Source organism: Stenotrophomonas sp. YJH_SMC_130 (genome assembly GCF_059369035.1).
The window spans coordinates 222,407-247,502 of sequence record NZ_JCAFSH010000003.1 but is presented as its reverse complement, the minus strand read 5'-3'; the positions used below and the strand labels follow the sequence as shown (position 1 = coordinate 247,502).

The following is a 25,096-nucleotide window of genomic DNA, read 5'->3' as shown; positions in this document are numbered from 1 at the left end:
GTGTAGAGCCGAGCCCTTGCGCGACTGCCTTTGACGTACCGCAGCCGAGCGTCGGCTCGGCTCTACAGGATGGCTCGGCAGCGTTGGGTTGCCTTGCAATCAACGGGTGCCGTACAGCACCACGGTCTTGCCGCGGGCATGCAGCAGGCCGTCGGTCTGCAGCTTCTTCAGCACGCGGCCGGCCATTTCGCGCGAGCAGCCGACCAGTCGCGCCAGTTCCTGTCGCGAGACGCGCAGCTGGCTGCCCTGCGGGTGGCTCATCGCCTCCGGTTCCTGCGCCAGGTCGTGCAGGGTGCGCACGATCCGGTCGGTAACGTCCAGGAATGCCAGGCGGCTGGCCTTGCGGCTGGTGTCGAGCAGGCGCTTGGAAATCTGCTGGCCCAGCGCATACAGCAGGCGCGGGGCATCGGCCGACAGCGGGCCGAGGAACAGCTGATGCAGGCGCTCGTAGCTGATTTCAGCCAGCTCGCAGGCGGTACGGGTCCGCAGGATCACCTCGCGGCGGTCCGATTCGACGAACAGGCCCATCTCGCCGACGAACTCGCCCGCACCGAAGTAGCCCAGCACAAGCTCGCGATCGTCATCTTCCTCGGCCATGATCGAAACCGAGCCGCTGATGACGTAATACAGGGTTCCCGCCGGGTCTCCGGGCCGGAAGACGTCGGTACGGGTGGGATATCGCCGCCTGTGGCTGTGCGCCAGGAAACGATCGATTGTGGCGATATCCAGGGCCAGTGGACTGCTAGCTAGGCGCACGGTTGACACGATAGGAGCGCTCCCTCTGCGCATGAACGGATTCACGGGGTCGATAGCGGAGCTTAACCAGCGCAATTGTTAAGGGCAAACAGTGTGCCAGAACTCTTGCGTCTTCACGTTCCCCCCGGAGGCAGTTTGCCCCATAATTCCCCCTTTCCCTTCTTACACAGGAATCGACCGCCGTGGTCAAGCCGTTGCCTCGCCTGAGGCTGCAGGGTTTCAACAACCTCACCAAGGCGCTGAGCTTCAACATCTATGACGTGTGTTACGCGCGCACCGAAGAGGAGCGTCAGCGTTACATTGAATACATCGATGAAGAGTACAACGCCGACAGGCTGACTCAGATCTTGACCGATGTCGCCGAGATCATCGGCGCCAACATCCTGAACGTGGCCCGCCAGGACTACGATCCGCAGGGTGCCTCGGTGACCATCCTGATCTCCGAAGAACCGGTGATCGACAAGAAGCTGGCCGGCAAGGAGCTGATCTCCGACGCCGTGGTCGCGCACATGGACAAGAGCCACATCACGGTCCATACCTACCCGGAAACCCATCCGCAGGAAGGTATCGCCACGTTCCGCGCAGACATCGACGTGGCCACCTGTGGCGTCATTTCCCCGCTGAAGGCCCTGAACTACCTGATCGAGAGCCTCGAGTCGGACATCGTGATCATGGACTACCGCGTCCGTGGCTTCACCCGCGATGTGAAGGGCAAGAAGCACTTCATCGACCACAAGATCAACTCGATCCAGAACTTCCTGGCCAAGAACATCAAGTCGCGTTACGAGATGTTCGACGTCAACGTCTACCAGGAGAACATCTTCCACACGAAGATGCACCTGAAGGACTTCGACCTGGACCAGTACCTGTTCGAGGAAAAGGCCAAGAACCTGTCGTTCAAGGAACGCATGAAGATCGAAGCGCTGCTCAAGCGCGAGATCGAAGAGCTGTTCCACGGCCGGAACCTGTCCGAGTAAGCCCCATGTGCGATGCCCGCAGGCATCGCCACCCAGGCGGGACGACCCGCCCCGTGGAACCAGTGCCCCGCACGCGTTACAGTTCCACGGTGATGTACCGACCCACGGCCCGGTGTGAAAACACCGGGCCGTTTCGTTTTTCTCAAGAAAGGTAAGGAGCCCCCACCCATGCCCTGGATCTACCTGCTGCTGGCCGGCCTGTTCGAGATCGGTTTCGCCCTCGGAATGAAGTACTCCGAAGGCTTCAGCAAACCCCTGCCCACCGTTGCCACGGTGGTATCGGCCCTGATCAGCCTGTACCTGATGAGCCAGGCGATGAAGAGCATCCCGGTCGGCACCGCCTATGCGATCTGGACCGGCATCGGTGCCATGGGCGTGGCTGTGCTCGGCATCTACCTGTTCAATGACAGTGCGTCGCCGGCCCGCCTGGCCTGCGTGGGCCTGATCGTGGCCGGCGTGATCGGCTTGAAGCTGGTGTCGCCCAACTGATTGATGGCCCGACCAACGGTCGGGCCCCACCGTCGCCCCCCGCACCTCCTGGTAGGCCCACACCGTTGGTGCGGGCGACCCTTCAAATGCGGTAGGCGATGGTCTTCATCACCCTGGAGGCCAGCGCCATCACGCCCGGGATCGGGAACGGCAGGCGGCGTGCGCCGGCCTGCTCGGCGTGCTCCGCATGGCGGGCTTCGTCTTCCTTCATCACCTGGATGACCGCGCGGCTGCGCAGGTCGCTGGCCGGCAGGTCGACCAGGTGCTCGTCCAGATGGGCTTCCACCTGGCGCTCGGTTTCGACCACGAAGCCCAGGTTCCAGCCGTCGCCACGCAGCCCGGCCAGGGTGCCGATGGTGTAGCTGCCGGCATACCAGAGCGGGTTGAACAGGCTCGGACGGCTGTCCAGTTCGCCCAGCCGGGTGGCGCACCAGGCCAGGTGGTCGGTCTCTTCCTGGGCCGCTTCCAGCAGGTGTTCACGCGTGGCCGGGTCGCGGGCCACGGCGGCCTGGCCGAAGTACAGGCCCTGCGCGCAGACCTCGCCGACATGGTTGATCCGCATCAGCCCGGCCGCATGGCGGCGTTCAGTGCTGTCCATGCCCGGCTCGTCGGTGTCCGCAGCCGGGTAGGGACGGGCCGCCGGCGGGTTGCCGAACACCGTGTCCAGGGCGCGCTGCGCCTCGGTCAGCAGGTGGTCCAGCGGGGTGATCTGGCGGAGCACGGTCATGGCGGTACACGGTGGGGCGGAAGACCCCGCGATTCTCGCCCGGCCCCGTCCCCCTGCCAACCCGGTCAGGGGCCGGCTTGCAACGGGGGTCTGACCTGCGTACAATCCCGCCTCTTACGCTTCACCTTTTCACAACGCGTGGCAGAGTTCCGGTGAGCCTTTCGCCGCAATGAGCCCGACCTAACCTAGAGTTCTTCATGAGCACTTTCACTGCCAAGAACGAGACCGTCCAGCGCGACTGGTACCTCGTCGACGCCGAGGGCAAGACCCTGGGCCGTCTCGCCACCGAGCTGGCCCGCCGTCTGCGCGGCAAGCACAAGCCGGTCTACACCCCGCACGTTGATACCGGCGACTACCTGGTCGTCATCAATGCAGAAAAGATTGCCGTCACTGGCAAGAAGCTGCAGGACAAGATGTATCACCGTTTCACCGGTTACATCGGCAACCTGAAGACCGAATCCCTGGCACAGGCGCTGGAGCGCCACCCGGAGCGCGTGATCGAGATCGCCGTGAAGGGCATGCTGCCGAAGGGCCCGCTGGGTCGCCAGATGTACCGCAAGCTCAAGGTCTACGCCGGCACTGAGCATCCGCACGCCGCACAGCAGCCGCAGGTTCTGGATATCTAATCATGGCTATCACTCAAAACTACGGCACTGGCCGCCGCAAGTCCTCCACCGCTCGCGTGTTCCTGCGCAAGGGTTCGGGCAACATCACCGTCAATGGCCGTCCGCTGGACGAGTTCTTCGGTCGTGAGACTGCGCGCATGATCGTGCGCCAGCCGCTCGAGCTGACCAAGAACACCGAAAGCTTCGACATCCTGGTCACCGCCGCTGGCGGCGGCACCACCGGCCAGGCCGGTGCGATCCGTCTGGGCATCGCCCGTGCTCTGGTCGAGTACGACGAAACCCTGAAGTCCGAGCTGCGCAAGGCTGGCTTCATGACCCGTGACGCCCGTGAAGTCGAGCGTAAGAAGGTTGGTCTGCACAAGGCCCGCCGCGCCACCCAGTTCTCCAAGCGCTGATCTACCGCGCCTGGTTGGGCTCCTTCGGGAGCCCGCTGGATGGGAAAGCAAAAGCCCGGCTTCGGCCGGGCTTTTGTCGTTTCGGGGGGATGCATTTCCGGGTTGCCGGCCAGCGGCCGGCACTACCCGTGGTTTCGCATCTCGGAAGGGGTGGGGTCAGAGCCCTTTCCTTTGGAAAAGGATCCGACCCCGGGCCTCTCTCTGGAGAAGAGCCCCCTTGTTGTTCAAGGGGGCGCGCCGACAGGCGCGGGGATAAGGTGGAATGCGCGACCAAATTAAAAGCAAAAGGCCAGATCTTTCGATCTGGCCTTTTGCTTTTAATTTGGCTGCCCCGGATGGATTCGAACCACCGAATGCCTGAGTCAGAGTCAGGTGCCTTACCGCTTGGCGACGGGGCAAAACGTGCAACTATTTTCTCACTTTTCACACTGAAAAACAACTTGATTTTCAGTGTGGTGGCTATGGGTGGACTCGAACCACCGACCCCAGCATTATGAGTGCTGTGCTCTAACCGGCTGAGCTACATAGCCTTGGTGAGCCCGCTATTCTGCGGATGTGTATCGACCCTGTCAACACTTTTGTGTCGTGCTTGTGGGTCGACAGAGGGCATGGGATAGTCCCGACCAGTAGATTTTCTTAGGAGTCCGCATCGTGATCGATCCGGACGGCTATCGACCGAACGTCGGCATTGTGCTGATGCGGCAGGACGGCCAGGTGTTCTGGGCACGACGTGTGCGCCGGGACGGCTGGCAGTTCCCGCAGGGCGGCATGAACACCGACGAGACGCCTGTCGAGGCCATGTATCGTGAACTGCAGGAAGAGACCGGCCTGCTGCCTGAGCACGTGGAAGTGCTCGGGGCGACGCCCGGCTGGCTGCGCTACAAGCTGCCGGCGCGGGCCATCCGCCGCAATGAGCGGCAGGTCTGCATCGGCCAGAAGCAGGTCTGGTTCCTGCTGCGCCTGACCGGCGACGAATCGCATGTGCAGCTGGACCATACCGATTCGCCCGAGTTCGACCACTGGCGCTGGGTGGACTTCTGGTACCCGGTGGAGCACGTGGTGATGTTCAAGCGTGGCGTCTATGCGCGCGCTCTGCGACATCTGGCGCCGTTGGCGCGCGGGGTGGCCGGGCAGGGCGTCAGCGCCATGCCCAAGAGTGCCGCCGAGGCCTGGATGCCGGGCCACGCAGCCGGCCACGACAGGCCCCGGAAGCGCACGCCCAAGCGCGGCGGCTACTGGCCGCGCAAGGCCAAGGGGGAGTCCGGGGCGGTTTGAATGGGAGGCCACGCAGGCTGTGGGTCGATCCGTCACAACGCGTCCCCCGCCGGCTGTTTCCAGCAGGACCTGGCTGCCCGCCGGGCCGGTCAATCCGACTCTGAACGGTATCGAGAATGGTTCAGGTCTCTGATTGACAACCATTCTCGTTTCCATTGGAATACGCAACAGGCCGCTTCTGGCCTGTCAGCCCGGTTCCCGCCTGTGTACGTCTGCATCTGCAACGGAGTCACCGACCACCAGATCCGCGAAGCCGCCAGCCATGGCGTCAGCACGGTGGCCGAACTGACCATGCGTACCGGTTGCGGTGCCACCTGCGGTTCGTGCCTGGACATGGCCGGCGACCTGCTGGCCAAGGCACGCGCGACGCACGATCTGCCGCTGCCGGTCCTCGGTCTGGCCCAGGTCGCCTGACGTCTCTTTCGCGGCGCGCTGACGCCGCGCTTCCGCATCCTTCACGCGTGGCCGCATAGGCCAATGCGCACGATTCGCGTTCCTTCACGACCGCACGCAAGGCGTTAAAGTGCCTGCGTTTTCAGTGTGCAGGAGCATCCCCATGAAGGGCGACACCAAGGTCATCGAATTCCTCAACAAGGTCCTCTACAACGAGCTGACCGCGATCAACCAGTACTTCCTGCACGCCAAGATGCTGAAGAACTGGGGCATCAAGGAACTGGCCGAACATGAGTACAAGGAATCGATCGACGAGATGAAGCATGCCGACATGCTCGCCGACCGCATCCTGTTCCTTGAAGGCCTGCCGAACTTCCAGGCGCTGGGCAAGCTGCGCATCGGCGAGAACCCGACCGAGATCCTGCAGTGCGACCTGTCGCTGGAACGCGATGGCGTGGTCACCCTGCGCGAGGCCGTGGCCTATTCCGATTCGGTCGGTGACTACGTCAGCCGCCAGCTGTTCGTGAAGATCCTCGACTCGGAGGAAGAACACATCGACTGGCTGGAAACCCAGCTCGACCTGATCGAGCGCATCGGCGAGCCGAAGTACCTGCTGAGCAAGCTGGAAGAGTGAATCAGCGGTCCTGGCCGGCGCGATGCTGTGCCAGGTAGCCCGTCAGTGCAACGCGCGCCCGGGCGAATTCCGCAACCAGCAGCGCCACCGCCACTGCGGGGCGCTGCAGGCTGCCACTACGGGCTTCGTGCTCGATCCGCTGCGCGATCGCCGACAGCGACAACGCTCCCACGTTCGCGCTTGATGATTTCAGGCTGTGCGCGACGGCCTGCATGCGCGGTTCATCGCTGTTCCACGCGGCCAACTGCAACTGCTGCACCATCGCCGGCACATCTTCAAGAAACACCGTGACGATCTGGGTGGCAGCATCGCCGATCACCGCGTGCAGTTCATCCAGCACATCGCGGTCGAGCACCGGTTGTGGTGCTGGCGCCACCTGCTTTTCCGGATTCGGTAGAGCCGAGCCATGCTCGGCTGAAGGCGTGCGACTGCAATTGGCCGTCAGCCGGGCATGGCCCGGCTCTACAGAAGGCCGTGCAGGTGATGCCGCTTTACCGCCACCCCAGCGCTGCAGCAGCGCATGCAGCGTTGCGCGCGCGATCGGCTTGGACAGGTAATCGTCCATGCCGGCCTGCAGGCAGCGCTCGCGGTCGCCGGCCATCGCATTGGCGGTCATCGCGATGATCGGCAGTCGCGCACGCCCGGTTTCCGCTTCTTCGGCGCGCCAGCGGCGCGTGGCGGCGTAGCCGTCCAGCACCGGCATCTGGCAATCCATCAGCACGATGTCCAGCCCGCCTTCGCGAAGGGCGGCCAGGGCCTGTTCGCCATCGGCGGCGTTGCGCACCTCGCACTGGAACACCCGCAGCAGCTGCTCGGCCACCATCCGGTTCACCGTATTGTCCTCCACCACCAGCACGCGCAGATGCAGCGGCGGCAGCGTGGCAGCCGGTTGCTCGTGTTCCGCGCTGGCCAGCAGCGCAGCGGGGCGGGCAGAGGCGACCGGTGCCGCCAGGAGTGCATGCAGGGCGGCGTCGTCGAAGTGAGAGGGCAGCTGGCGCTGGCGGGGGCGTTGCGCAATCGCATCCTCCTGCAGCCACAGTACCTGCAGTGCATCGTCGTCGCCGCGTTCTCCCAGTGCAAGCTGCAGCGTGGCCTCGCCATTGCGGCGTGCGCGCGCATCGACCAGCAGCCAGGCGGGTGCCGGTTTTCCGGGCCGCGCGGGAGCGCGCAGGCGCTCGACCACGCTGTCCAGTTGCGCCAGCACCTGCACCTGCAGTCCATGGTGGGCAGCGATGCGCTCGATGCGTGCCTGCAGCGTTGCATCGGCACTGAACAGCAGCAGCGGTGCCGGCGCGCGCGTCATCGCCGGCAGGTCGCCAGGAACCTTCAGCAGCGGGATCTCGAACCAGAACGTAGCACCCTGGCCGGGCGTGGACTGCACACCGATACGCCCATGCATCAGGTCGATGATGCGCTTGCAGATGGCCAGGCCCAGACCGGTGCCGCCGTAGATGCGCGTAGTGGATGCGTCGGCCTGGCTGAAAGACTGGAACAGGCGTGCCTGCAGCGTGTCGTCGATGCCGATGCCGGTATCGATGATCTCGAAGCGCAGCTGGTGCTGCGCGGCACCTTCGCCCAGGCGCAGCACACGCAGCTGCACCTGGCCGCGGGCGGTGAACTTGATCGCATTGGCCAGCAGGTTGCTCAGCACCTGGCGCAGGCGCACCGGGTCGCCGCGCACCGGCAGGCGCACCGATGGATCCAGCTGCAGGCCCAGTGCCAGGCCCTTGGCGTCGGCGGCGCGCTGCATCAGCTGCACCACGCCATCGAGCAGATCGCGGAGGTTGAAGCTGGTGATTTCCAGCTCCAGCGCCTGTGCTTCCAGCCGGGAGTAGTCGAGGATGTCGTCGACGATGCGCAGCAGCTGCTGCGAGCTGGCCGAGGCGGTGGCCAGCATCTGCCGCTGGTCCTCGCCCAGTGGCCCGCGTGCGATCAGCTCCAGCATCGGCAGGATGCCATTGAGCGGGGTGCGGATCTCGTGGCTCATCGTGGCCAGGAACTCGCCCTTGGCCAGCACGGCCGCCTCGGCGGCCTGCTTGGCCTGCAGCAGCTGTTGTTCCAACTGGCCCTGGCGTTCAGTGGTATGGCGTAGCTGGTCCCGTTCAGCGGCCAGCGCGCCGTGCGTGCGCTGCAGCTGCGCCAGCGCACGGTCGCGCGCACGAAGCCGCAGGCCCAGCACCATCAGCGCGATGGTGGCCGCGGCGAGGGCAACCAGCAGCACGCCCCACAGCGGCACGTCAGAGCACCGCGTTGTGGAAGTCGAAGTTCAGGTCGCTGCCGGCCGACTGCACCATGTTGCCCTGGATGTAGTCGACGCCGCCGACCCACATCGCCGCCGCAGCCTGCGGATCCTCGATCTGCTGGCCGATGATCTGCAGCCCGGCGGCATGGGCCTGATCGATCGCCTTGCGCAGCTCCTCGCGCGTGGCCGGATTGGCATGGCTGCTGGAAAAGCGCGCAGCCATGCGCACGAACGACAGCGGCAGCTGGTTCAGCAGGGCATCGGCCTCGCCGCTGGGTTCGAACTGGCTCAGGCAGAAGCGCACCCCGGCACTGGCCATGCGCTGGCAGAACTGCTGCAGCGGCACGGTGTGGATCAGTGCGTCCGGCAGGCGCACGTCGATCACCAATGCACTGCCCGGCAGGTCACGCTGCTGCAGTGATTCCAGCAGCCAGTCGCCAAAGGCATCGCGCTGCAGCGTGCGCAGCGACTGCGAGACGAACAGGTTCAGCGGCTGCGTTGCGTGCCGGTACAGGTCCAGCAGGCCCAGCGCATGGTCCATCACCTGCTGGTCGAGGTCGGCGATGCGGCCTGCCGCCTCGGCGGCGGGAATCACCTGGCCGGCCGCCAGCACCGTGCCATCGGCCTGGCGCAGGCGCAGCAGCAGCTGGTACTGCGCGGTGTTGCCACCGGCGACGGCGACGATCGGCTGATAGGCCAGCTCCAGCTGGCCTTCCAGCAGTGCCAGGTGTTCCTGTTCGGTGACGGCCTGGCGGTGCACGTGGCCCGCCACGCCGGCGCTGAGCAGGCGTGCCTGCAGGGTGGTGCGCTCGACCGCTTCCAGTGCAGCGTTGGCATCGTCGAAGCCCGGCGACAGCGGCGCGTAACCCACCACGCCGCGCAGGTGCACCGATTCATCGTCGCGGATCACGAAGGCGCGCGCCGAGAGCTGCTCACGCAGGGTCGCGGCGATGCTTTCCAGGCTGTCTTCATCGGTATTGCGGGCCAGCAGCAGGAAGCTGTTGTCGTTCAGGCGTGCCAGCAGGTGCGGATGGCCGGCTTCGGCCAGGCGCTGCCCGGCCTGCACCATCAGCCGTTCAAACGCGGCATAGCCATAGCGTTCGCGCAGGCCCAGCGCGCTGGCCACTTCGATGAAGAACACGCCGCCCTGATCGCGGTGGGCGAGTGCGGTGTTGAGCTGCTGCAGCACGTGGTGGCGCGTCGGCAGGCCGGTTTCCGGATTGCTGGTGGCCGGTACGCCGGTGGCGCCGGGGAGGGTGGCGGCCTGGGCTCGTGCGCGGCGGATGCGGTTGGCCACCGCTGCGATCAGGTGGCGGGGCCGGATCGGCTTGCTCAGGTAGTCGTCCGCGCCGCTGTCGAGGACTTCGAACTGGCGCTCCGGATCCGGATCACCGCTGAGGAACACGATCGGAAGCAGCTGCAGGCCGGGCTGCTGGCGGATCAGCGCGGTCAGGCGCATGCCGTCCAGGCCGGGCAGATGAAGATCCATCAGGATCAGGTCGGGGCGGTGCTCCTTGATGGCCTGCAGCGCGGCATCGGCATCGTTGTGGACGATCGCCTGCATGCCGGCGCCGTGCAGCACGCTCTGCGCGAACAGGGCCTGCGCGCGATCATCCTCAACGATCAGCACGCGGTAGGGCGAGTCCGATGGCGACGGGGCCAGATCGTTGTTGCCGGCGTCGGCCAGTGCGACCGGGCCGGGCAGCGGCGGCGGCGCGCTGTTGGCCGGCGTGGACGCATCGGCCGCGACAGGAGATGGGGTCGCCGCCATCGGTGGGTCCACGGCCGGAGGTGCCGTCTCGGGGGCCCAGCGTTGCCAATGGTCGGCCGGAGGGGTTTCAGCGCGTCCCGGGCGGGCGCCCGCGGGGGATTCGTTTGCGGCCATCGGTGCTCCTGGTGTTCGCGTCCATTATGCGACAAGCCCGGCGCTCAGCCGGTACCGGTGTGCCCTGGCGGTGCTGCCGATGCACCGCGCGCCAGCCAGCGCACGCCCTTCCACAGGGCGCGCCAGACCAGCCACACCAGCAGCGCACCGGCCAGGCTGCAGGCCAGCACCACGATCAGCGCGATCCACGGGTGTGCCAGGGCGAGGGCCAGGCCACCGATCACGACGGTGTCTTCGGCCGCAGAGGCGACCCAGTTGCTGGCCGGTTCCGGCGAGGTGTTGAGCAGGGCGCGGGTACCGGCCTTCAGGCCATGGCTGGCCAGGGCGACGCCGGCACCGGCGGCGAGCGCACCGGTGCCCAGCTGGCCATCCGGCGACAGCGTGGCCGCCGCGAGGAATGCGCCGGCGGGTACGCGCGCGAGCGTCTGCACCAGGTCCCACACCGAATCCACGCCAGGGATCTTGTCGGCGAAGAACTCGGCCACCGCCAGCGTCGCCGAGGTGCCCAGCACCCACCAGGATTCGGTGGCCTGCAGGGCGGGGGGCAGGTCGACCCAGCCAAGCAGCCCGGCCAGGCCGACACCGAACACGGTGAGGTAGACGCGGATACCGGCCAGCCAGGCCAGCAGGATGCCGATCACGAACAGGTGGGCTTCGGTCATGGCGGTGCTCCGGCGACGGAACTGTGCAGGGGGCCACACTATCGACGATGGCGTGCCTGAACGCCACAGACCGTGGCCGGCCACTGCGCAGGAAACCCACCCGTCCTGTCATACACTAGCCCGTCGTTTGCCACAGGGGCCGTACCGGTGTCGCCCTTGCGATACCCCGGAAACCACCCATGACCAACCGTCCTCCCATGCGCGTGCAGGTCCGCCTGCCCGGCGCGCCGCAACCGCCTGCCGACCGTCGCCGCCTGCTGGTGATCGGCGGCATCTGGCTGCTCAGCCTGGTGCTGGCGGTGCTTGGCGGCTGCTGGATGGCCACCCCGCGCGATGCCCAGGGCCAGCGCCTGCAGGCCGCCGAGAAGCGTGCCGAGGCGCTGCAGGCGCAGCTGACCGAGCTGCGCCAGAAGCAGGCCACGCTGGAAGCCTCCGACCGCATCAGCCGTGCCGCCAATACCGAGGTGCAGTCCTCGTTGGCCGAGCGCGATGAGGAAATCGCCGGGCTGCGCGCCGATGTTGCCTTCTATGAGCGGCTGGTCGGCTCGACCAGCCAGCGCAAGGGCCTGAACACCCATTCGATCGAGTTCAGCCCGGAAGCGGCCGGCACCTGGCAGTACACCGCCGTGCTGACCCAGAACCTCAACCGTGGGGCCATCAGCCAGGGGCAGATGCGCTTCACCGTGGAAGGCGTGAAGAACGGCAAGCTGGCCACGATCAGCTGGGATGATCTGCACCAGCGCAGCAAGGTGCCGGGACAGGACTACTCGTTCCGGTACTTCCAGCAGCTCACCGGCAGCGTGATGCTGCCGGCTGACTTCACCCCGCAACGCGTGCGGGTGACATTGGGGAGTGGTACGGGGGGTACCACCCAGGTATTCGACTGGAAACAGGCCGGTGCGCCGGCCAGCAAAGGGGAGTAGGCAGATGTTCGGAAGCAGCAAATCCAACCGTGAAGGCCAGCTGGTGGTGGACGCCCTGATCGGCAACCAGGTGGTGATCCGCGGTGATGTGGAATTCAGTGGTGGCCTGTATGTGGAAGGCCGCATCCACGGCAAGGTGATCGCCGCCGAAGGCGCCAGTGGTGCGACCCTGACGGTTGCCGAGCACGGCGTGATCGAAGGTGAGATCCGGGCCCAGGTGGTGGTCATCAGTGGCCGCCTGGACGGCGATGTACACGCTACCGAGAAGGTCGAGTTGACCCCGAGCGCACGGGTCAATGGCAACGTCCATTACCAGGTGGTGGAGATGAACGCGGGCGCGCAGCTGAACGGCCGCCTGATCCATGCCAGCGCCCCGATGGCAGCCTTGCCGGCTCCGGAAGGCGAAGACGCCCCGGATGGCAAGGGCGATACCGCCGCGCGTCGCAAGCTGGCCGAGGCGATGGCTTGAAAGCCGTCGTCGGCACCCCCATGCTGGCAGCATGAGCACGCTAGTCTCCCTGCCCGGCGCCACCCCGGTTGCCGCGCCCGATTACCAATCGCTGGAGCGCCCGCTGAACTTCACCGAGTCGGCGGCCGCCAAGGTCAAATCCCTGATCCAGGAAGAGGGCAACCCCGACCTGGCCCTGCGTGTGTACATCGAGGGAGGCGGCTGTTCGGGCTTCCAGTACGGGTTCGAGTTCGACGAGAACCGTGCCGACGATGACCTGGCGGTACAGACCAGCGGTGTGACCCTGCTGGTCGACCCGCTGAGCCTGCAGTACCTGATGGGCGCGGAGGTGGATTACACCGAGAGCCTGACGGGTGCCCAGTTCGTGATCCGCAACCCGAACGCAAAGACCACCTGCGGCTGCGGCAGCAGTTTCAGCATGTAAGCAGGGCGCGGGGCCTGTGTCCCGCGCGACAAGGTGTGTGGAGCAAGCTCCACACCCACAGGCGGTTTCCGCAAAGCCTGCGGCTTGCCACCTGCATCGATTGGCGGCACGCTTGGCGGATGCCCAATACTCCTTCGCCGCTTTCCGGTTTTGCCTTCGTTGGCGAACCGTTGGAGCGCGCCGATGCCCTGCGCGAAGATGCCGATGCACTGGCGCGCCTGTGGCCGGGCGCGCGCATCCTCGTCCTCGATCACGATGGCAGCGCCTTCACCGGCGATGACGACCAGCCGCTGGCGCTGACCGGCGCCGACGTCGGCGGTGGCCCGGGCGCCGCAGTTTTCCTGGGGCTTCGCGGTGATCAGGCATGGTTCTCGGTCGAAGCCACCAATGTCACCGTGAGCGCGCCACGCCGACTGGATCTGCGCCAGGCTGCGTTGTTGTGGCCGATGGCCGATGCCACCGCTTTCAGCTATGCCCGTGGCATGTCCTACTGGCACTCGCGCACCCGCTTCTGCGGCGTATGCGGCGGCGCGGTGGCGTTTGCCCGTGGCGGCTTCGTCGGCCGTTGCGCGCAGTGTTCCACCGAACACTATCCGCGCGTCGATCCGGCGGTGATCGTCGCCGTGGAAAACCAGGGCCGGCTGCTGCTGGGCCGACAGTCGAACTGGGCCCCGCGCCGTTACTCGGTGCTGGCCGGCTTCGTCGAACCTGGCGAGACCTTCGAGCAGACCGTGGTGCGCGAAGTCCATGAGGAGAGCAAGGTGCGGGTGACCGCCTGCCAGTACCTCGGTTCGCAGCCGTGGCCGTTCCCCGGCGCGCTGATGGTCGGCTTCCGTGCACAGGCGCATGACGACCTGCCGACCGTGGATGGCGAGCTGGAAGACGCGCGCTGGTTCAGTGCCGACGAGGTCGGCGCCGCGTTGGCGCGCGATGTGGAGGACGACGGCCAGGGCATCCGCCTGTCGCCACCGATCTCGATTTCGCGGAGCCTGATCGAACACTGGTACCGCCAGCAGCGAGGCTGAGCCGGCGTTTCGGCCGGGCCGATCGTGGCAGCTGTATTGCCGCCACCTGAACACGGCCCGGGTTACAGTCCGGTTCACCCGCGAGGGCACCGCTGCGACAGGTAAGGTAGCGGCGCCGAGCGTTCTGTTTCGTAGGGAGACCTGCCATGTTCACCACTCTGGCCGCCGTGCTGGTGGCGCTGGCCCTGGGCCACGTTGCCCCGGCCGCTGCCGCCTCGATGCGCCGTTTCGACGGCTTCCGGCGCTGGCTGGGCTGGCTGGATGCGCGTGGTGGCAAGGCCTGGCAGGGACCGGCTGGAGTGGCGCTGGCGCTGCTGCCGCCGCTGCTGCTGATGGGGCTGCTGGCGTGGCTGCTGCGCGGAGTGCTGTTCGGCCTGCCGTCCCTGCTGCTGGGCGTGGCCGTGCTGGCCTGGTGCTGGGGGCCGCGCGACCTGGATCGCGATATCGAAGCGATCATTGATGCGGACGACGCCGCGACGCGGCAGGCAGCCGTGCGCAACCTGCAGGCCGCCGGTGGCAGCCTGCGCGAAGACGTGCCGTCGCTGGTCGAAGCGACCGTGCTCAATGCGCTGCGTCGCTGGTTCGCGGTGCTGTTCTGGTTCCTGCTGCTGGGCCCGGCCGGTGCGTTGGGCTACCGCTTGCTGGCGCTGATGGCGGAAAGCCCGATGCGTGCACGCGTGCCGGTGGAGCCGCTGGCGCTGGCCCAGCGCCTGCTGGGCTGGATCGAGTGGCCGGTAGCGCAGCTGATGGCGTTCTCGATGGCGCTGGTCGGCAACTTCGATACGGCGTGGAAGGCCTGGCGCCAGGCCCATGGCGAACGCCTGGTCGGCACCATCGGGTTTCTGGGCGCGGTGGCGCGGGCCAGCGTCAACGCCGAGCTGCGCGAGGACGCGCACGATTACACCGAGGCGGGGCTGTTGCCGGTGTGGCAGCGGCTGCCGGACCTGCGTGATGCGATGAGCCTGGTGTGGCGGATGCTGCTGCTGTGGCTGGCGATCCTCGCGTTGCTGGTGATTGCAGGCTGGGTGACGTAGGTGTTCTGGCAGGGCTTGCAGCCCTGCACCTGCAGAGGCCAACGCCAAAGCCAAAGCGGCTCTGGGTTGCTGAGGGTTGGGCGGGGCGGTGTGGGGCTGCAGGACACGCCGTAAACCCCTCCCTGGGGGCTCGATGGCGCCATCCATGGCGCCAACGGTCCTGCAGCCCCACACCGCCCCACCCCCGACAGTTTCCCGATGACGGATGTTCTGTAGAGCCGAGCCATGCTCGGCTCCGAGCGAGCGCAGCGAAGCGATCCGCTTTCGCTTTTGATCTTCTTTTTCTTTTCCGTGGTGGACGCACACGGAAACTGTCCGTGGCCGGGCGGGATGGGTTTGCGGGGGTGTCCGCGGCATGGATGCCGCGGCCAAGCCTCCACGGACGGATTCACGGCGTCCCCCGCAAACCCATCCCGCCCGGCCGACCCCAAGGCTTCTGCCTTCAAACGCCGCCCACCACGAGGGGCTGCGCCGTTGGCTGGAAACTAGACCGGTGCCAGCGCCGTGAACGGTGCCCACGGCAGGTTACGCAGCAGCGCATACCCGGGCAGTACCCAGAGCCAGAACGTGGGATTGGCCAGCACCCGCATCAGCGGGTCCAGCAGGCGCGGACGGATGCCGGCGACGTTCAGCAGCATCAGCAGCAGGAAGGGCAGGCTGATGACCAGCAGCGGGTTCATCGCCATCGCGCCGGGCAGGTCGAAATGGACCAGCGAATACAGGCAGCGGGTGCTGCCACAGCCCGGACAGTACAGGCCGGTCAGCGCGTACAGCGGGCAGCTCGGCAAGGGATTACCGGCGACATACGGATTGACGTTGCGCAGCACCAGCGCGGCACCGGCGGCCAGGCCGGTGGCGGCCAGCAGTGGTGCCCAGCGGGCCAGTCGGGATCGGGTGGGCAGGGCGGACATGCAGCAACGGATCCGGCGCAGGCGCCGGATCCGTCCACGCGGATCAGTAGCCGCTGTTGCTCATCGCACCCATGCCGCCGAGAGCGACGATCAGGATGCCGTACAGCACGCCGACCACGACGGCGGCAATGGCCGACCAGATGGCCCACTTCTTGGCCTTGGCCGAGGATTCCTGGGCACCGGCGATGTCGCCAGCGGCCAGCTTGCCGTTGACCTGGGCGGCGTAGACGATCGACACGATGCCGGCCGGCAGGCAGCAGAACAGGGTGCTCAGGATGGCCCAGACCAGATTGTTCGGGACCTGCGGAGTGGCGGTATTCATGGGTTCAAGCTCCTTGATGGGTGGTGGTGGTGAATCATTGGTCGGAAAGAGCGCCCAGTACGGCCAAGCCGCCGAACAGCCCGAACCACAACAACAACAGGACCGGCAGGGCCACGGCCGAAGCCACCGCCCACCAGCCCGCCTTGCGCGACGCGCTGTAGGCCCCCGGCAGGTCGCCGGCCGCGCGGCGGCCATCGACCTGGGAGGCATAGACGATCGACACCACGCCCAACGGCAGGCAGCAGAACAGCGTCGTCAGGATCGCCCAGACCAGATGGTTGGGGATGTAGACCGGACGGCTGAGCGGTGGCGGTTGATTCAAAGCAAGACTCCATTCCTTGGTGGCCGGCCTTGGTGCATTGGCCGAACCTCCCCCCTGTGGGTGCGTAATCTACCTCAACCTGCGCTGCATGTATGCGTTTACAGTCAGATGGTGGCGTGTATGGCCCTTGACTGGGCGCTATTTGACGGGCCTCTGTCATGAGACAGAGGCCGTCATTCCGGGGATTGGGGCTATCGCTTGGAAGCGCTACCGGCGGCCGCCGGGCCGATCAGGCGTGATCGCCACGCAGGGCCCGCACCTGCGCCTCCAGCACCGGGGCGCGGGTGGCGTGGCCATCGACGGCCGGTGCCGCCACGACCTCGACGGTAGCGCGGAAACGGCGCGGCACCCGCATGCGGCCGAGGCGGCTGTCGCGGCGACTCCACATGCTCGACCACATGCCGCGCAGCGCCATCGGCACCACCGGCACCGGCCGCCGCTCGAGGATCTTCTCGACGCCGGACTTGAACGGCGCCATCTCCCCGTCGCGGGTCAGCGCACCCTCGGGGAAGATGCAGACCAGTTCGCCTTCGGCCAGCGCAGCGTCGATCTCGTCGAACGCGCGCTGCATCAGTGCCGGGTCTTCGCGCGCACCGGCGATCGGGATTGCCTTGGCGGTCCGGAAGATCCAGCGCATTACCGGGATGTTGAAGATCCTGTAGTACATGACGAAGCGCACCGGGCGCGGAATCGTCGCCGACAGGATCAGCGCGTCCATGTAGCTGACGTGGTTGCAGACCAGCAGTGCGGCGCCTTCGTCGGGCACGTTGGCCTCGATGCCATGCGGGCGCAGCCGGTACAGGGTGCGCACCATCAACCAGCTGAGGAAGCGCATCAGGAATTCGGGGACGATGGTGAAGATGTAGATCGCCACCAGCGCGTTGGCGATGGCCAGCGCCAGGAACTGCTGCGGAATGGTCCAGTGCAGCAGCTTGTGCGCGGCCAGCGACAGCAACGCCGCAGCGACGATGAAGCCCGAGTTCTGGATGTTCAGTGCGGCGAACACGCGCGACATCTGCGCCTTCGGCGTGCGGCTCTGGATCAGTGCGAACAGCGGCACCACGAAGATGCCGGTGAACAGGCCGATGCCGATCAGGTCGATGACGATGCGGATGCTGCCGGGCTGCTGCAGGAACGGCGCGATGGTCAGCCCGTGCACCGTCGCTTCGCCGCTGCGGGCGAAGTACAGGTCGAGCAGGAACGCGGTCATGCCGAACGCCCCCAGCGGTACCAGGCCGATTTCCACCGTACGGGCTGACAGCTTCTCGCACAGCAGCGAGCCGACGCCGGTGCCCACCGAGAACAGGGCCAGCGCGAAGATGTACAGGGTCGGCTCGCCGCCCAGGTTGGTCACTGCGTAGGCCGGTAGCTGCGAGGTCAGCACGGTGCCAACGAACCAGAACCAGGACACGCCCAGGATCGAGTTGCGCACGGCCTTCTGCTGGCGCGCCATGCGCAGTACCGCCAGCGATTCCGGCAACGGGTTCCAGTTGATCTTCAGGGTCGGGTCGCCGGCATCGACCCTGGGAATCAGGCGCGCGGCGATGTTGCCGCAGACCGCCAGGGCGATGATCGCGCACGCAGCCACCACCGTACCGTGGCTGCCGGCCACGGTGAACACCAGGCCGCCGACGATCATGCCGGAGAGGATCGACATCGAGGTCCCCATCTCGACCAGGCCGTTGCCGCCGGTCAGTTCCTCGGGCCTGAGCACCGACGGCAGCACCGAATACTTCACCGGGCCGAACAGGGTCGATTGCATGCCGGTGCAGAACAGGGCGACCAGCAACACCGGCAGGCTCTGGGTGAGGAAGCCGGCGGCCGCCAGCGACATGATCACGATCTCCATGGTGGTGGTGATGACGATCAGCCGCGATTTTTCCAGTTTGTCGGCGATCTGCCCGGCCAGTGCCGAGAACAGGAAGTACGGCAGGATGAAGATGGCCGGTGCCAACGTGGCGTACAGCCCGAGTTCCTCCTCTGGCACGGCCATGAACAGCAACATGCTGATGATCGCTTGCCGGTACACGTTGTCGTTGAAAGCACCGAGCGCCTGTACCACGAAGAACGGCAGGAAACGGCGCTGGCGGAGCAGGGCAAACTGGTTGTGACCGGACATGGAACCTCCTTGACCGGCGCAGCCTAGCATTCCTGCCCATCCGCTGTGGGTGCGGACCTGTGGGTGCGGACCGTTGGTCCGCACGCCTGCCGTCGGACTCAGACGATATCGTCGACTACGCCGCCATCCACGCGCAGTGCCGCACCGGACGTGGCCGAAGCCTGCGGCGACGCCAGGTACACCACCATGTTGGCCACTTCCTCGACCGTGGCAGTGCGCTGGATCACCGAGGACGGCCGGTGTGCCATCACGAACTCGCGGCCGATCTGCTCCAGCGGCTTGCCGCTGCGCCGGCGTTCATCCTCGAACATCGCCGCGAAGCCATCGGACAGGGTCGGGCCAGGCAGCACCGCGTTGACGGTGACGCCGCTGCCGGCCACGCGCTTGGCCAGGCCGCGCGACAGTGACAGCTGCGCGGTCTTGCTGACCCCGTAATGGATCATGTCGGCCGGGATGTTGCGCGCCGATTCGGACGAAATGAACAGCACGCGGCCCCAGCCGGCATCGACCATCGCTGGCAGCAGCGCACGCGACAGGCGTACGCCGGACATCACGTTGGTCTGCCAGTAGCGCTCCCAGGTGGCGTCATCGGTCTGGAAGAAATCCTCTGGGCCGAAGATGCCGGCGTTGTTGACCAGGATGTCGATCTTCGGCAGCCCAGCCAGCAGCGTATCGACACCGGCCGCATCGGAGAGGTCGGCGGCGACACCGAGTACGTCGGCTCCCGGCACGGCCGCGAGCAGATGCTGGCGGGCGCGCTCGACGCTGCTGGTGCTGCGGCCATTGACAATGACCCGCGCACCAGCGCTGGCCAGGCCTTGGGCGATGGCCAGGCCGATGCCGGCGGTGGAGGCGGTCACCAGCGCGGTGCGGCCGCTGAGTTCGATTTTCATGGTGATGATCCGGGGCGGGAGCTGCCCAGTATCCGCGTGGCGGCGTGATCGAACTGCATCGCCCGGTGCAACGCGCCGTTGCACGCAGCGCAGCAGATCCACGCCGTGCGTGGATGGGACGCCCGATCAGCGATGAGGGATCAGGTCAGGTTGGTCACCGCCTCATTGGCCGCTGCACGCACCTTCGGCAGCATGCGCAGCACCAGCGCCATCTGGGTACGGATCAACTGCAGTTTCGGCGGCATCGCCTCGTCGATCTGCTCCAGCTCGGCGGCCACCGCGCGGTCGGCGTCGTTGTCATCGTCCGCGACGGGTTGCCGCGCGGTCAGCGCCGTCGCCAGCTGCTGAAGTGCCTTGCGCACGCGATCGCCCGCGGCCAGCGCCAGTGGATCGCCTGCGTAGCTGTCCACCTGGTCGCGGTGCGCACCCAGCGCCGACAGATGCCCCAGCAGCGTGTTGGACAGCGCCAGGAAGCGGAAGCCGGCATCCAGGTTGCGGCGCACGTGGCCGGGTTCGCGCAGCATGTTCGACAGTGCGGTGGACAGCGCGGCGTCGGCGTTGTGCATGTCGCGGCGGGCGATGCGGTAGGCCAGGTCGTCGCGCATGCCGCTGCGGTACTGGCCCAGCACCGAATCCAGGTAGCGAGCGGCGGTATCCAGCACGCGTGCCAGGACGAGATGCAGCTGGCGGCCCTGCCAGTCGGGCAGGATCAGGAACGCGGCGGCGGCGGCGATCGCGCAGCCCAGCAGCGTATCGACCATGCGCGGCACGATCAGCACGAAGCCATCGCCGATCAGGTTGAAGCAGGTCAGCGCCATCACGGTGATCGCGGCTGATGCCACCAGGTAGCGGTCGGTGCGGGTGAAGAAGAACAACAGTGCCGACAGCAGTGCGATCAGCAGCTGTACGTGCAGCTGCGGGAACAGCTGCAGCAGTGCCCAGGTCAGCACCAGTCCGGCGACGGTGCCGACGATGCGCTGTGCCAGGCGCTGGCGGGTGGCGCCGAAGTTGGGCCGGCACACGAACACGATGGTCAGCAGTACCCATGAACCATTCTGCGCATTGAACAGCCGGATCGCTGCAAAGCCGGCGATCAGCGCCAGTGCCATGCGCAGGCCATGGCGGAACAGCACCGAGCCGGGCGTGAGCTGCTGGCGGATGCGCACGCCCATCTCGCGCAGGGTATGCGGGTTGCTGTCGCGCAGGCGGGTGTCGACGTTGTCCAGGCTGGCTTCGGAACGTTCGGCATCCAGCAGGCGGCGCTCGATGCTGCGCAGGTTGTGAACCAGCAGGTCCAGCGAGCCGAGCAGGCGCTGCCACTGCGGGCGCTGCTGGTCACGCAGGTAGGCCAGCGCGTCGGCCAGGTCGCGCCCGGCCTGCTGGTTGCTTTCGCCGTATACGAACGGACGACGCAGCCGGATCGCCTCGCCCAGGCGGGCACAGGCCTGGCCCTGCAGATCGAGCAGGCGCTGGCAGCGGTAAAGCACATCGCTGTGGAAGAAGGCGTCCACCAGCGCGCCATACGGGTAGTGCGAGGAACTGGCGCGCTCGTGGAAATCCTGTGCCATGTAATACAGGCGCAGGTACAGGCCGGAGTTCACGCCCGGCCGCCCGGAACGGCCGAAGCGGGCCAGGATCGCGGTCTTGGCCTCGTTCAACGCACCGACCACGCGCCGGTTCTGTTCGGCCAGGTCGAGTTGGCGACGTTGCAGGTCGGCTTCGCGCACCGGCTCGAACAGCGCAGCCTTCAGCTGCAGGTAGCGGCCCAGCTCAACGTACAGCCGCGCCACGCGTTCGCGCACCGGCCGGTTGGCGAACAGCGCAGTCCACAGGATCGACAGCAGCCCGTACCAGGCTGCACCGGCCAGCAGATGGCTGACCGCGTCCAGCGCGCTGTGCAGGTCGCTGGCGCCATGCTGCTCCAAGCCGATCATCGTGTAGATCGCCAGCGTCACCGTGGCCTGGGCAATGGATGCGTAGCGCTCACCGAGCGCGCCAAGCAGTGTCAGGCCGAAGGTGGACAGTGCCAGCGCACCGATGAAGATCCACGGCCACGGGAACAGCCAGATCACCGAGGCCGCCGCAATGCAGAAGCACAACAGTGACAACACCACGGCCTTGATCCGGCCCCACCAGTTGTCGTCCGTTTCTGCGATGGCGCTTGCGATGATGCCGAGGAACACGCCGGGCAGGGCGGTCAGCGCCTCGAACTGCCAGCACACGGCCACGGCCGCGGTCAGCGCGATGAACACGCGCAGGCCGTAGCTGGCCTTTTCGTGGGCCCACAGGCGGCTGAGGCGGGATTGGCGGGCGGACATGCAGGCTCGGTGGAAGGGTCTTCCACCATTATTGCGGGTGCGGGGTGAAGGGGACAGCCTGCGCAGGAATACCGGTAGTGCCGGCCGCTGGCCGGCAGATTCGCAGCACCTAGAAGTAGATCCACGCCATGCGTGGATGGGCTCTACTACGCCTGCTGCGCGCGCTTGAGCAGCTTCGCTTCGCGCCTGCGCGCGCGACGGGTGCGCCAGCGCTCGGCCAGGCAGGAGAAGATCACGTACAGCGCCGGCGTACTGAGCAGGGTCAGGCTCTGCGAGAACAGCAGGCCGCCGATCATCGCGATGCCCAACGGGCGGCGCAGCTCGGACCCTTCACCCAGGCCGATCGCCAGCGGCACTGCGGCCAGGATCGCGACCATCGTGGTCATCATGATCGGGCGGAAGCGCACGATGCTGGCCTCGCGTGCGGCATCGCGCGGCGCCAGCCCATGCTCGCGCTGCGCCACCAGTGCGAAGTCGATCATCATGATCGCGTTCTTCTTGACGATGCCGATCAGCAGCACCAGCGCGATCATCGAGATCACCGACAGCTCGGTGTTGGTGCCGAACAGGGCCAACAGCGCACCGACACCGGCCGCCGGCAGCGTGGACAGGATGGTGACCGGGTGGATCAGGCTCTCGTAGAGCATGCCCAGTACCAGGTACACGGTCAGGATTGCGGCGAACACCAGGATCAGCATGTCGCTGGGATCGGAGTTGAAGCCGAAGCCCGCATCGTCGGCCAGGCGGATGTCGCCGGGCATGCGCATGCCGGCCACGGTCGCGTCGATGATCGCCTTGGCCTCGCCCATGCTCACGTTGGGAGCCAGGTTGTAGCTGAGGTCCATCGTCGTGTACTGGTTCTCGTGGGTGATCTGCGATGGGGCCAGGCCAGGCATCTGCGTAGCCACCGCGGTGATCGGCACCATGTCGCCGTTGCGCGCACGCACGTACACCTCATCCAGCGCCGCCGGGGTGGCGGTCTGCGAGGGCAGGGCATTGACCACCACGCTGTACTGGTTGATGTCCGAATAGATGGTGGAGATCTGGCGCTGGCCGAACGCCCCGTACAGCGCGCCGTCGATGGCGCCCACCGTGATGCCCAGGCGCGCGGCCTTTGCGCGGTCGATCTGGATGTTCTGGCGCAGGCCGGCATTGTCCACGTCGGTGCCGACGTCGCGCAGCTTCGGGTTCTTCTTCAGTTCCGCCTGCAGCTTGGGCAGCCATTCCTGCAGTGCGGCCAAGTCGTTGCCCTGCAGCGAGATGCGGTACTGCGCGCCCTGGCTGGAACCGCCGCCATCGTTGCTGGGCAGGTCCTGGATCGCGCGCAGGCGCAGCTGCAGGTCGGGATAGCGATCGGCCTTGGCGCTGAGGCGCGCCAACGCATGCGCGGTGGTTTCGCGGCGGCCGTCGCTGCGTGATTTCAGCTCGATGTTGAACTGTGCACTGGAGCCCTGGCGGCCGCTGCCCAGGCGTACACCCACCGTCTTCACCGCCGGGTCGGCCATCAGCATGTCGGTGATGCGGCGCTGGCGCGCGACCATGTCCTCGAACGACACGGTGGCACTGGAGTTGGCGCGGCCCCAGATCAGGCCGGTGTCCTGCGGCGGGAACGCGCCCTTCTTCACCGCGCCGAACAGGAAGATGGTGACGCCGATCAGGATCAGTGGCGTCAGCGACAGAAGCAGCGCGTGGCGCAGCGAGAAATCGAGGAACACGGTGTAGATGCGCAGCATGCGCTCGTGGCCGGCGTTCAGCCAGCGGCCGAAACGCGACGGCGGCGCGCTGTGGTCGTGCGCGCTGAGGAAGCGGCTGCACAGCGCCGGGGTCAACGTCAGCGAGACGATCATCGAGACCACGATGGCCGCCACCAGGGTGACGGTGAACTCGCGGAAGAACGCGCCCATCATGCCGCTGGCGAACAGCAGCGGGATGAACACCGCCACCAGCGAGGCGGTGATCGAGACGATGGTGAAGCCGATCTCGCGCGCACCGGTCAACGCCGCCTGCATGCGCGGCATGCCTTCGTCGAGGTGGCGCATGATGTTCTCGATCACCACGATCGCATCGTCGACCACGAAGCCGATCGCGATCACCAGCGCCAGCAGGCTCAGATTGTTCAGGGTGAAGCCCATCACGTACATCACCAGCGCGGCGCCGGCCAGCGACAGCGGCACGGTCACCGCCGCGATCAGGGTGGGGGCCAGCCGGCGCAGGAACAGCGCCATGGTCAGCACCACCATCGCCAGGCTGATCAGCAGGGTGACCTGCACTTCATGCAGCGACGAACGGATGGTCGGCGTACGGTCGAAGTACGGCGTCATCGTGGTGCCCGGCTGCAGGTAGTCGCGCAGGGTGGGGATCTGCGCCTTGACCCGGTCCACGGTCTCCACGATGTTGGCGCCGGCGCGGGTGAACACGTACATCACCACCGCCGGCTTGTGGTCGAACCACGCCGCCTGGTAGGCATCCTGTTGGCCGTCGTAGACGTTGGCGATATCCTTCAGCCGGATCACCCGGCCGTCGCCCTGGGTCTTGACCACCAGGTCGGCGAAGTCGGCGGCGCGCGCCACCGAGTCGTTGGCGATGATCGCCGTGGTGGTGTTGCCATCGCTGAGGAAGCCGGTGGGCGAGGTCACGTTGGCCGCGCGCACTGCGTTGCGCAGGTCATCGGCGGTAAGGCCCAACGCGTTCATCAGGCGCAGGTTGACATCCACGCGCACCGCCGGCGTCGACGCGCCAGCGATGTCGACCGAGGCGACGCCGCTGATCTGGCGGATGCGCTGCGCCAGCAGCGAGTCGGCCACGTTGTAGAGCTCGTCGGCCGACTGCGTCTGCGAGGTCAGCGCGATGGCGATCACCGGGTCGTCGTTCGGATTCGCCTTCTGGTACATCGGCGAGCCCATGCCCGAGGGCAGGTCGGCCTGGGCCGAGTTGATCGCCGTTTGTACATCCAGTGCCGCCGAATCGATGTTGTGGCCGCTCTGGAAGATCATGAACACCAGCGAGCTGCCTTCCGAGCTCGACGAGCGCATGCGATCGATGCCCGGCAGCTGGCCGAGATGGCGTTCCAGCGGCGCGGTGACGGTCGAGGCCATGGTCGCCGCGTCGGCGCCGGACTGGCTGGCATGCACGAAGATTACCGGGATCTCGATGTTCGGCAGCGCCGATACGCCCAGGCGCAGGTAGCAGATCAGGCCGACCATGAACAGGCCGATGGCCAGCAGTGCGGTGCCGATCGGGCGGCGGATGAAGGGACCGGACAGGTTCATCGCGCG

At 66.7% G+C, this 25,096-nt stretch carries 24 protein-coding genes and 2 tRNA genes; 12 read left to right on the top strand and 14 right to left on the bottom strand.

The features are described 5' to 3' along the window. Positions 1-99 precede the first annotated feature (99 nt). Positions 100-789 (bottom strand): cAMP-activated global transcriptional regulator CRP, encoded by a 690-nt coding sequence (crp, locus tag AC5P5V_RS07505; RefSeq protein WP_010482649.1) that lies wholly within the window; start codon positions 787-789, stop codon positions 100-102. Positions 790-938: 149 nt separating this feature from the next. Between crp and speD the strand changes: the two genes are divergently transcribed. Beyond that, the gene (gene speD, locus AC5P5V_RS07500; protein WP_005411315.1) at positions 939-1,733 is read left to right on the top strand and encodes an adenosylmethionine decarboxylase; all 795 of its coding nucleotides are present in this window, start codon (positions 939-941) and stop codon (positions 1,731-1,733) included. Between the two features lie 168 nt (positions 1,734-1,901). Next, a complete protein-coding gene (locus AC5P5V_RS07495; RefSeq protein ID WP_005419816.1) occupies positions 1,902-2,222 on the top strand; it encodes a DMT family transporter in 321 nt (106 codons plus the stop codon). An 82-nt stretch (positions 2,223-2,304) separates the two neighbouring features. Here the strand turns inward: AC5P5V_RS07495 and coq7 are convergent, their stop codons facing one another. Next, positions 2,305-2,949 carry a 2-polyprenyl-3-methyl-6-methoxy-1,4-benzoquinone monooxygenase gene (gene coq7, locus AC5P5V_RS07490; RefSeq protein WP_053443613.1) on the bottom strand — a complete coding sequence of 215 codons (645 nt, stop codon included), beginning with the start codon at positions 2,947-2,949 and terminating at the stop codon, positions 2,305-2,307. Between the two features lie 197 nt (positions 2,950-3,146). Between coq7 and rplM the strand changes: the two genes are divergently transcribed. Next, a complete protein-coding gene (rplM, locus tag AC5P5V_RS07485) occupies positions 3,147-3,575 on the top strand; it encodes a 50S ribosomal protein L13 (RefSeq protein WP_005414692.1) in 429 nt (142 codons plus the stop codon). A 2-nt stretch (positions 3,576-3,577) separates the two neighbouring features. Beyond that, positions 3,578-3,970: a 30S ribosomal protein S9 gene (gene rpsI / locus AC5P5V_RS07480; protein ID WP_005411311.1), complete on the top strand. Its 393-nt coding sequence runs from the start codon at positions 3,578-3,580 to the stop codon at positions 3,968-3,970. Between the two features lie 323 nt (positions 3,971-4,293). Here the strand turns inward: rpsI and AC5P5V_RS07475 are convergent. Both AC5P5V_RS07475 and AC5P5V_RS07470 read right to left on the bottom strand, forming a co-directional pair. Continuing rightward, a tRNA-Gln gene (locus tag AC5P5V_RS07475) sits at positions 4,294-4,368 on the bottom strand. A 55-nt stretch (positions 4,369-4,423) separates the two neighbouring features. Beyond that, a tRNA-Met gene (locus tag AC5P5V_RS07470) sits at positions 4,424-4,500 on the bottom strand. A 121-nt stretch (positions 4,501-4,621) separates the two neighbouring features. Here AC5P5V_RS07470 and AC5P5V_RS07465 point away from each other — a divergent pair. From AC5P5V_RS07465 to bfr, 3 genes are all read left to right on the top strand, one after another. After that, positions 4,622-5,245 (top strand): RNA pyrophosphohydrolase, encoded by a 624-nt coding sequence (locus AC5P5V_RS07465; protein ID WP_005419809.1) that lies wholly within the window; start codon positions 4,622-4,624, stop codon positions 5,243-5,245. 204 nt (positions 5,246-5,449) lie between these two features. After that, the gene (locus AC5P5V_RS07460; protein ID WP_005411309.1) at positions 5,450-5,659 is read left to right on the top strand and encodes a (2Fe-2S)-binding protein; all 210 of its coding nucleotides are present in this window, start codon (positions 5,450-5,452) and stop codon (positions 5,657-5,659) included. Between the two features lie 142 nt (positions 5,660-5,801). Next, positions 5,802-6,272, top strand: coding sequence for a bacterioferritin (gene bfr / locus AC5P5V_RS07455; protein WP_005419804.1), 471 nt, complete (start codon positions 5,802-5,804; stop codon positions 6,270-6,272). A gap of 1 nt (position 6,273) precedes the next feature. Here the strand turns inward: bfr and AC5P5V_RS07450 are convergent, their stop codons facing one another. Genes AC5P5V_RS07450 through AC5P5V_RS07440 form a run of 3 tightly spaced genes read right to left on the bottom strand, consistent with a single transcriptional unit; the run spans position 6,274 to position 11,061 of the window. After that, a complete protein-coding gene (locus AC5P5V_RS07450) occupies positions 6,274-8,508 on the bottom strand; it encodes an ATP-binding protein (RefSeq protein WP_134968150.1) in 2,235 nt (744 codons plus the stop codon). A gap of 1 nt (position 8,509) precedes the next feature. Continuing rightward, positions 8,510-10,399: an EAL domain-containing protein gene (locus AC5P5V_RS07445; protein WP_495215858.1), complete on the bottom strand. Its 1,890-nt coding sequence runs from the start codon at positions 10,397-10,399 to the stop codon at positions 8,510-8,512. Positions 10,400-10,443: 44 nt separating this feature from the next. Continuing rightward, positions 10,444-11,061, bottom strand: coding sequence for a DUF4126 domain-containing protein (locus AC5P5V_RS07440; RefSeq protein ID WP_061478194.1), 618 nt, complete (start codon positions 11,059-11,061; stop codon positions 10,444-10,446). Between the two features lie 179 nt (positions 11,062-11,240). Here AC5P5V_RS07440 and AC5P5V_RS07435 point away from each other — a divergent pair, with 179 nt between their 5' ends. The 5 genes from AC5P5V_RS07435 to ampE all read left to right on the top strand — a co-directional run bounded on the left by AC5P5V_RS07435 (position 11,241) and on the right by ampE (position 14,936). After that, complete coding sequence (locus AC5P5V_RS07435) at positions 11,241-11,984, top strand: DUF6776 family protein (RefSeq protein ID WP_005419791.1); 744 nt, start codon at positions 11,241-11,243, stop codon at positions 11,982-11,984. 4 nt (positions 11,985-11,988) lie between these two features. Next, entirely contained in the window at positions 11,989-12,453 is a 465-nt protein-coding gene (locus tag AC5P5V_RS07430; RefSeq protein ID WP_049415389.1) for a bactofilin family protein, read from the top strand. Positions 12,454-12,484: 31 nt separating this feature from the next. Then, complete coding sequence (gene erpA, locus AC5P5V_RS07425; protein ID WP_134969324.1) at positions 12,485-12,877, top strand: iron-sulfur cluster insertion protein ErpA; 393 nt, start codon at positions 12,485-12,487, stop codon at positions 12,875-12,877. 119 nt (positions 12,878-12,996) lie between these two features. Continuing rightward, on the top strand, positions 12,997-13,902 hold the full coding sequence (nudC, locus tag AC5P5V_RS07420; RefSeq protein WP_061478193.1) for an NAD(+) diphosphatase: 906 nt from the start codon (positions 12,997-12,999) through the stop codon (positions 13,900-13,902). Between the two features lie 146 nt (positions 13,903-14,048). Beyond that, positions 14,049-14,936 (top strand): regulatory signaling modulator protein AmpE, encoded by an 888-nt coding sequence (gene ampE / locus AC5P5V_RS07415; protein ID WP_072168916.1) that lies wholly within the window; start codon positions 14,049-14,051, stop codon positions 14,934-14,936. Between the two features lie 485 nt (positions 14,937-15,421). On the opposite strand, the gene AC5P5V_RS07410 is transcribed toward ampE, so the two are convergent. The 7 genes from AC5P5V_RS07410 to AC5P5V_RS07380 form a co-directional block, all read right to left on the bottom strand. Continuing rightward, positions 15,422-15,847: a DUF2752 domain-containing protein gene (locus AC5P5V_RS07410; RefSeq protein WP_005419786.1), complete on the bottom strand. Its 426-nt coding sequence runs from the start codon at positions 15,845-15,847 to the stop codon at positions 15,422-15,424. A gap of 43 nt (positions 15,848-15,890) precedes the next feature. Beyond that, the gene (locus AC5P5V_RS07405) at positions 15,891-16,169 is read right to left on the bottom strand and encodes a CD225/dispanin family protein (RefSeq protein ID WP_005419785.1); all 279 of its coding nucleotides are present in this window, start codon (positions 16,167-16,169) and stop codon (positions 15,891-15,893) included. A 34-nt stretch (positions 16,170-16,203) separates the two neighbouring features. After that, on the bottom strand, positions 16,204-16,491 hold the full coding sequence (locus AC5P5V_RS07400) for a CD225/dispanin family protein (RefSeq protein WP_005419784.1): 288 nt from the start codon (positions 16,489-16,491) through the stop codon (positions 16,204-16,206). 229 nt (positions 16,492-16,720) lie between these two features. Next, positions 16,721-18,610: an MFS transporter gene (locus AC5P5V_RS07395; protein ID WP_231352356.1), complete on the bottom strand. Its 1,890-nt coding sequence runs from the start codon at positions 18,608-18,610 to the stop codon at positions 16,721-16,723. A 98-nt stretch (positions 18,611-18,708) separates the two neighbouring features. Further along, the gene (locus AC5P5V_RS07390; protein ID WP_061478213.1) at positions 18,709-19,503 is read right to left on the bottom strand and encodes an SDR family NAD(P)-dependent oxidoreductase; all 795 of its coding nucleotides are present in this window, start codon (positions 19,501-19,503) and stop codon (positions 18,709-18,711) included. Positions 19,504-19,643: 140 nt separating this feature from the next. After that, complete coding sequence (yccS, locus tag AC5P5V_RS07385) at positions 19,644-21,821, bottom strand: YccS family putative transporter (protein WP_154351520.1); 2,178 nt, start codon at positions 21,819-21,821, stop codon at positions 19,644-19,646. A 146-nt stretch (positions 21,822-21,967) separates the two neighbouring features. Further along, a complete protein-coding gene (locus AC5P5V_RS07380) occupies positions 21,968-25,090 on the bottom strand; it encodes an efflux RND transporter permease subunit (RefSeq protein ID WP_231352355.1) in 3,123 nt (1,040 codons plus the stop codon). Positions 25,091-25,096: the final 6 nt, after the last annotated feature.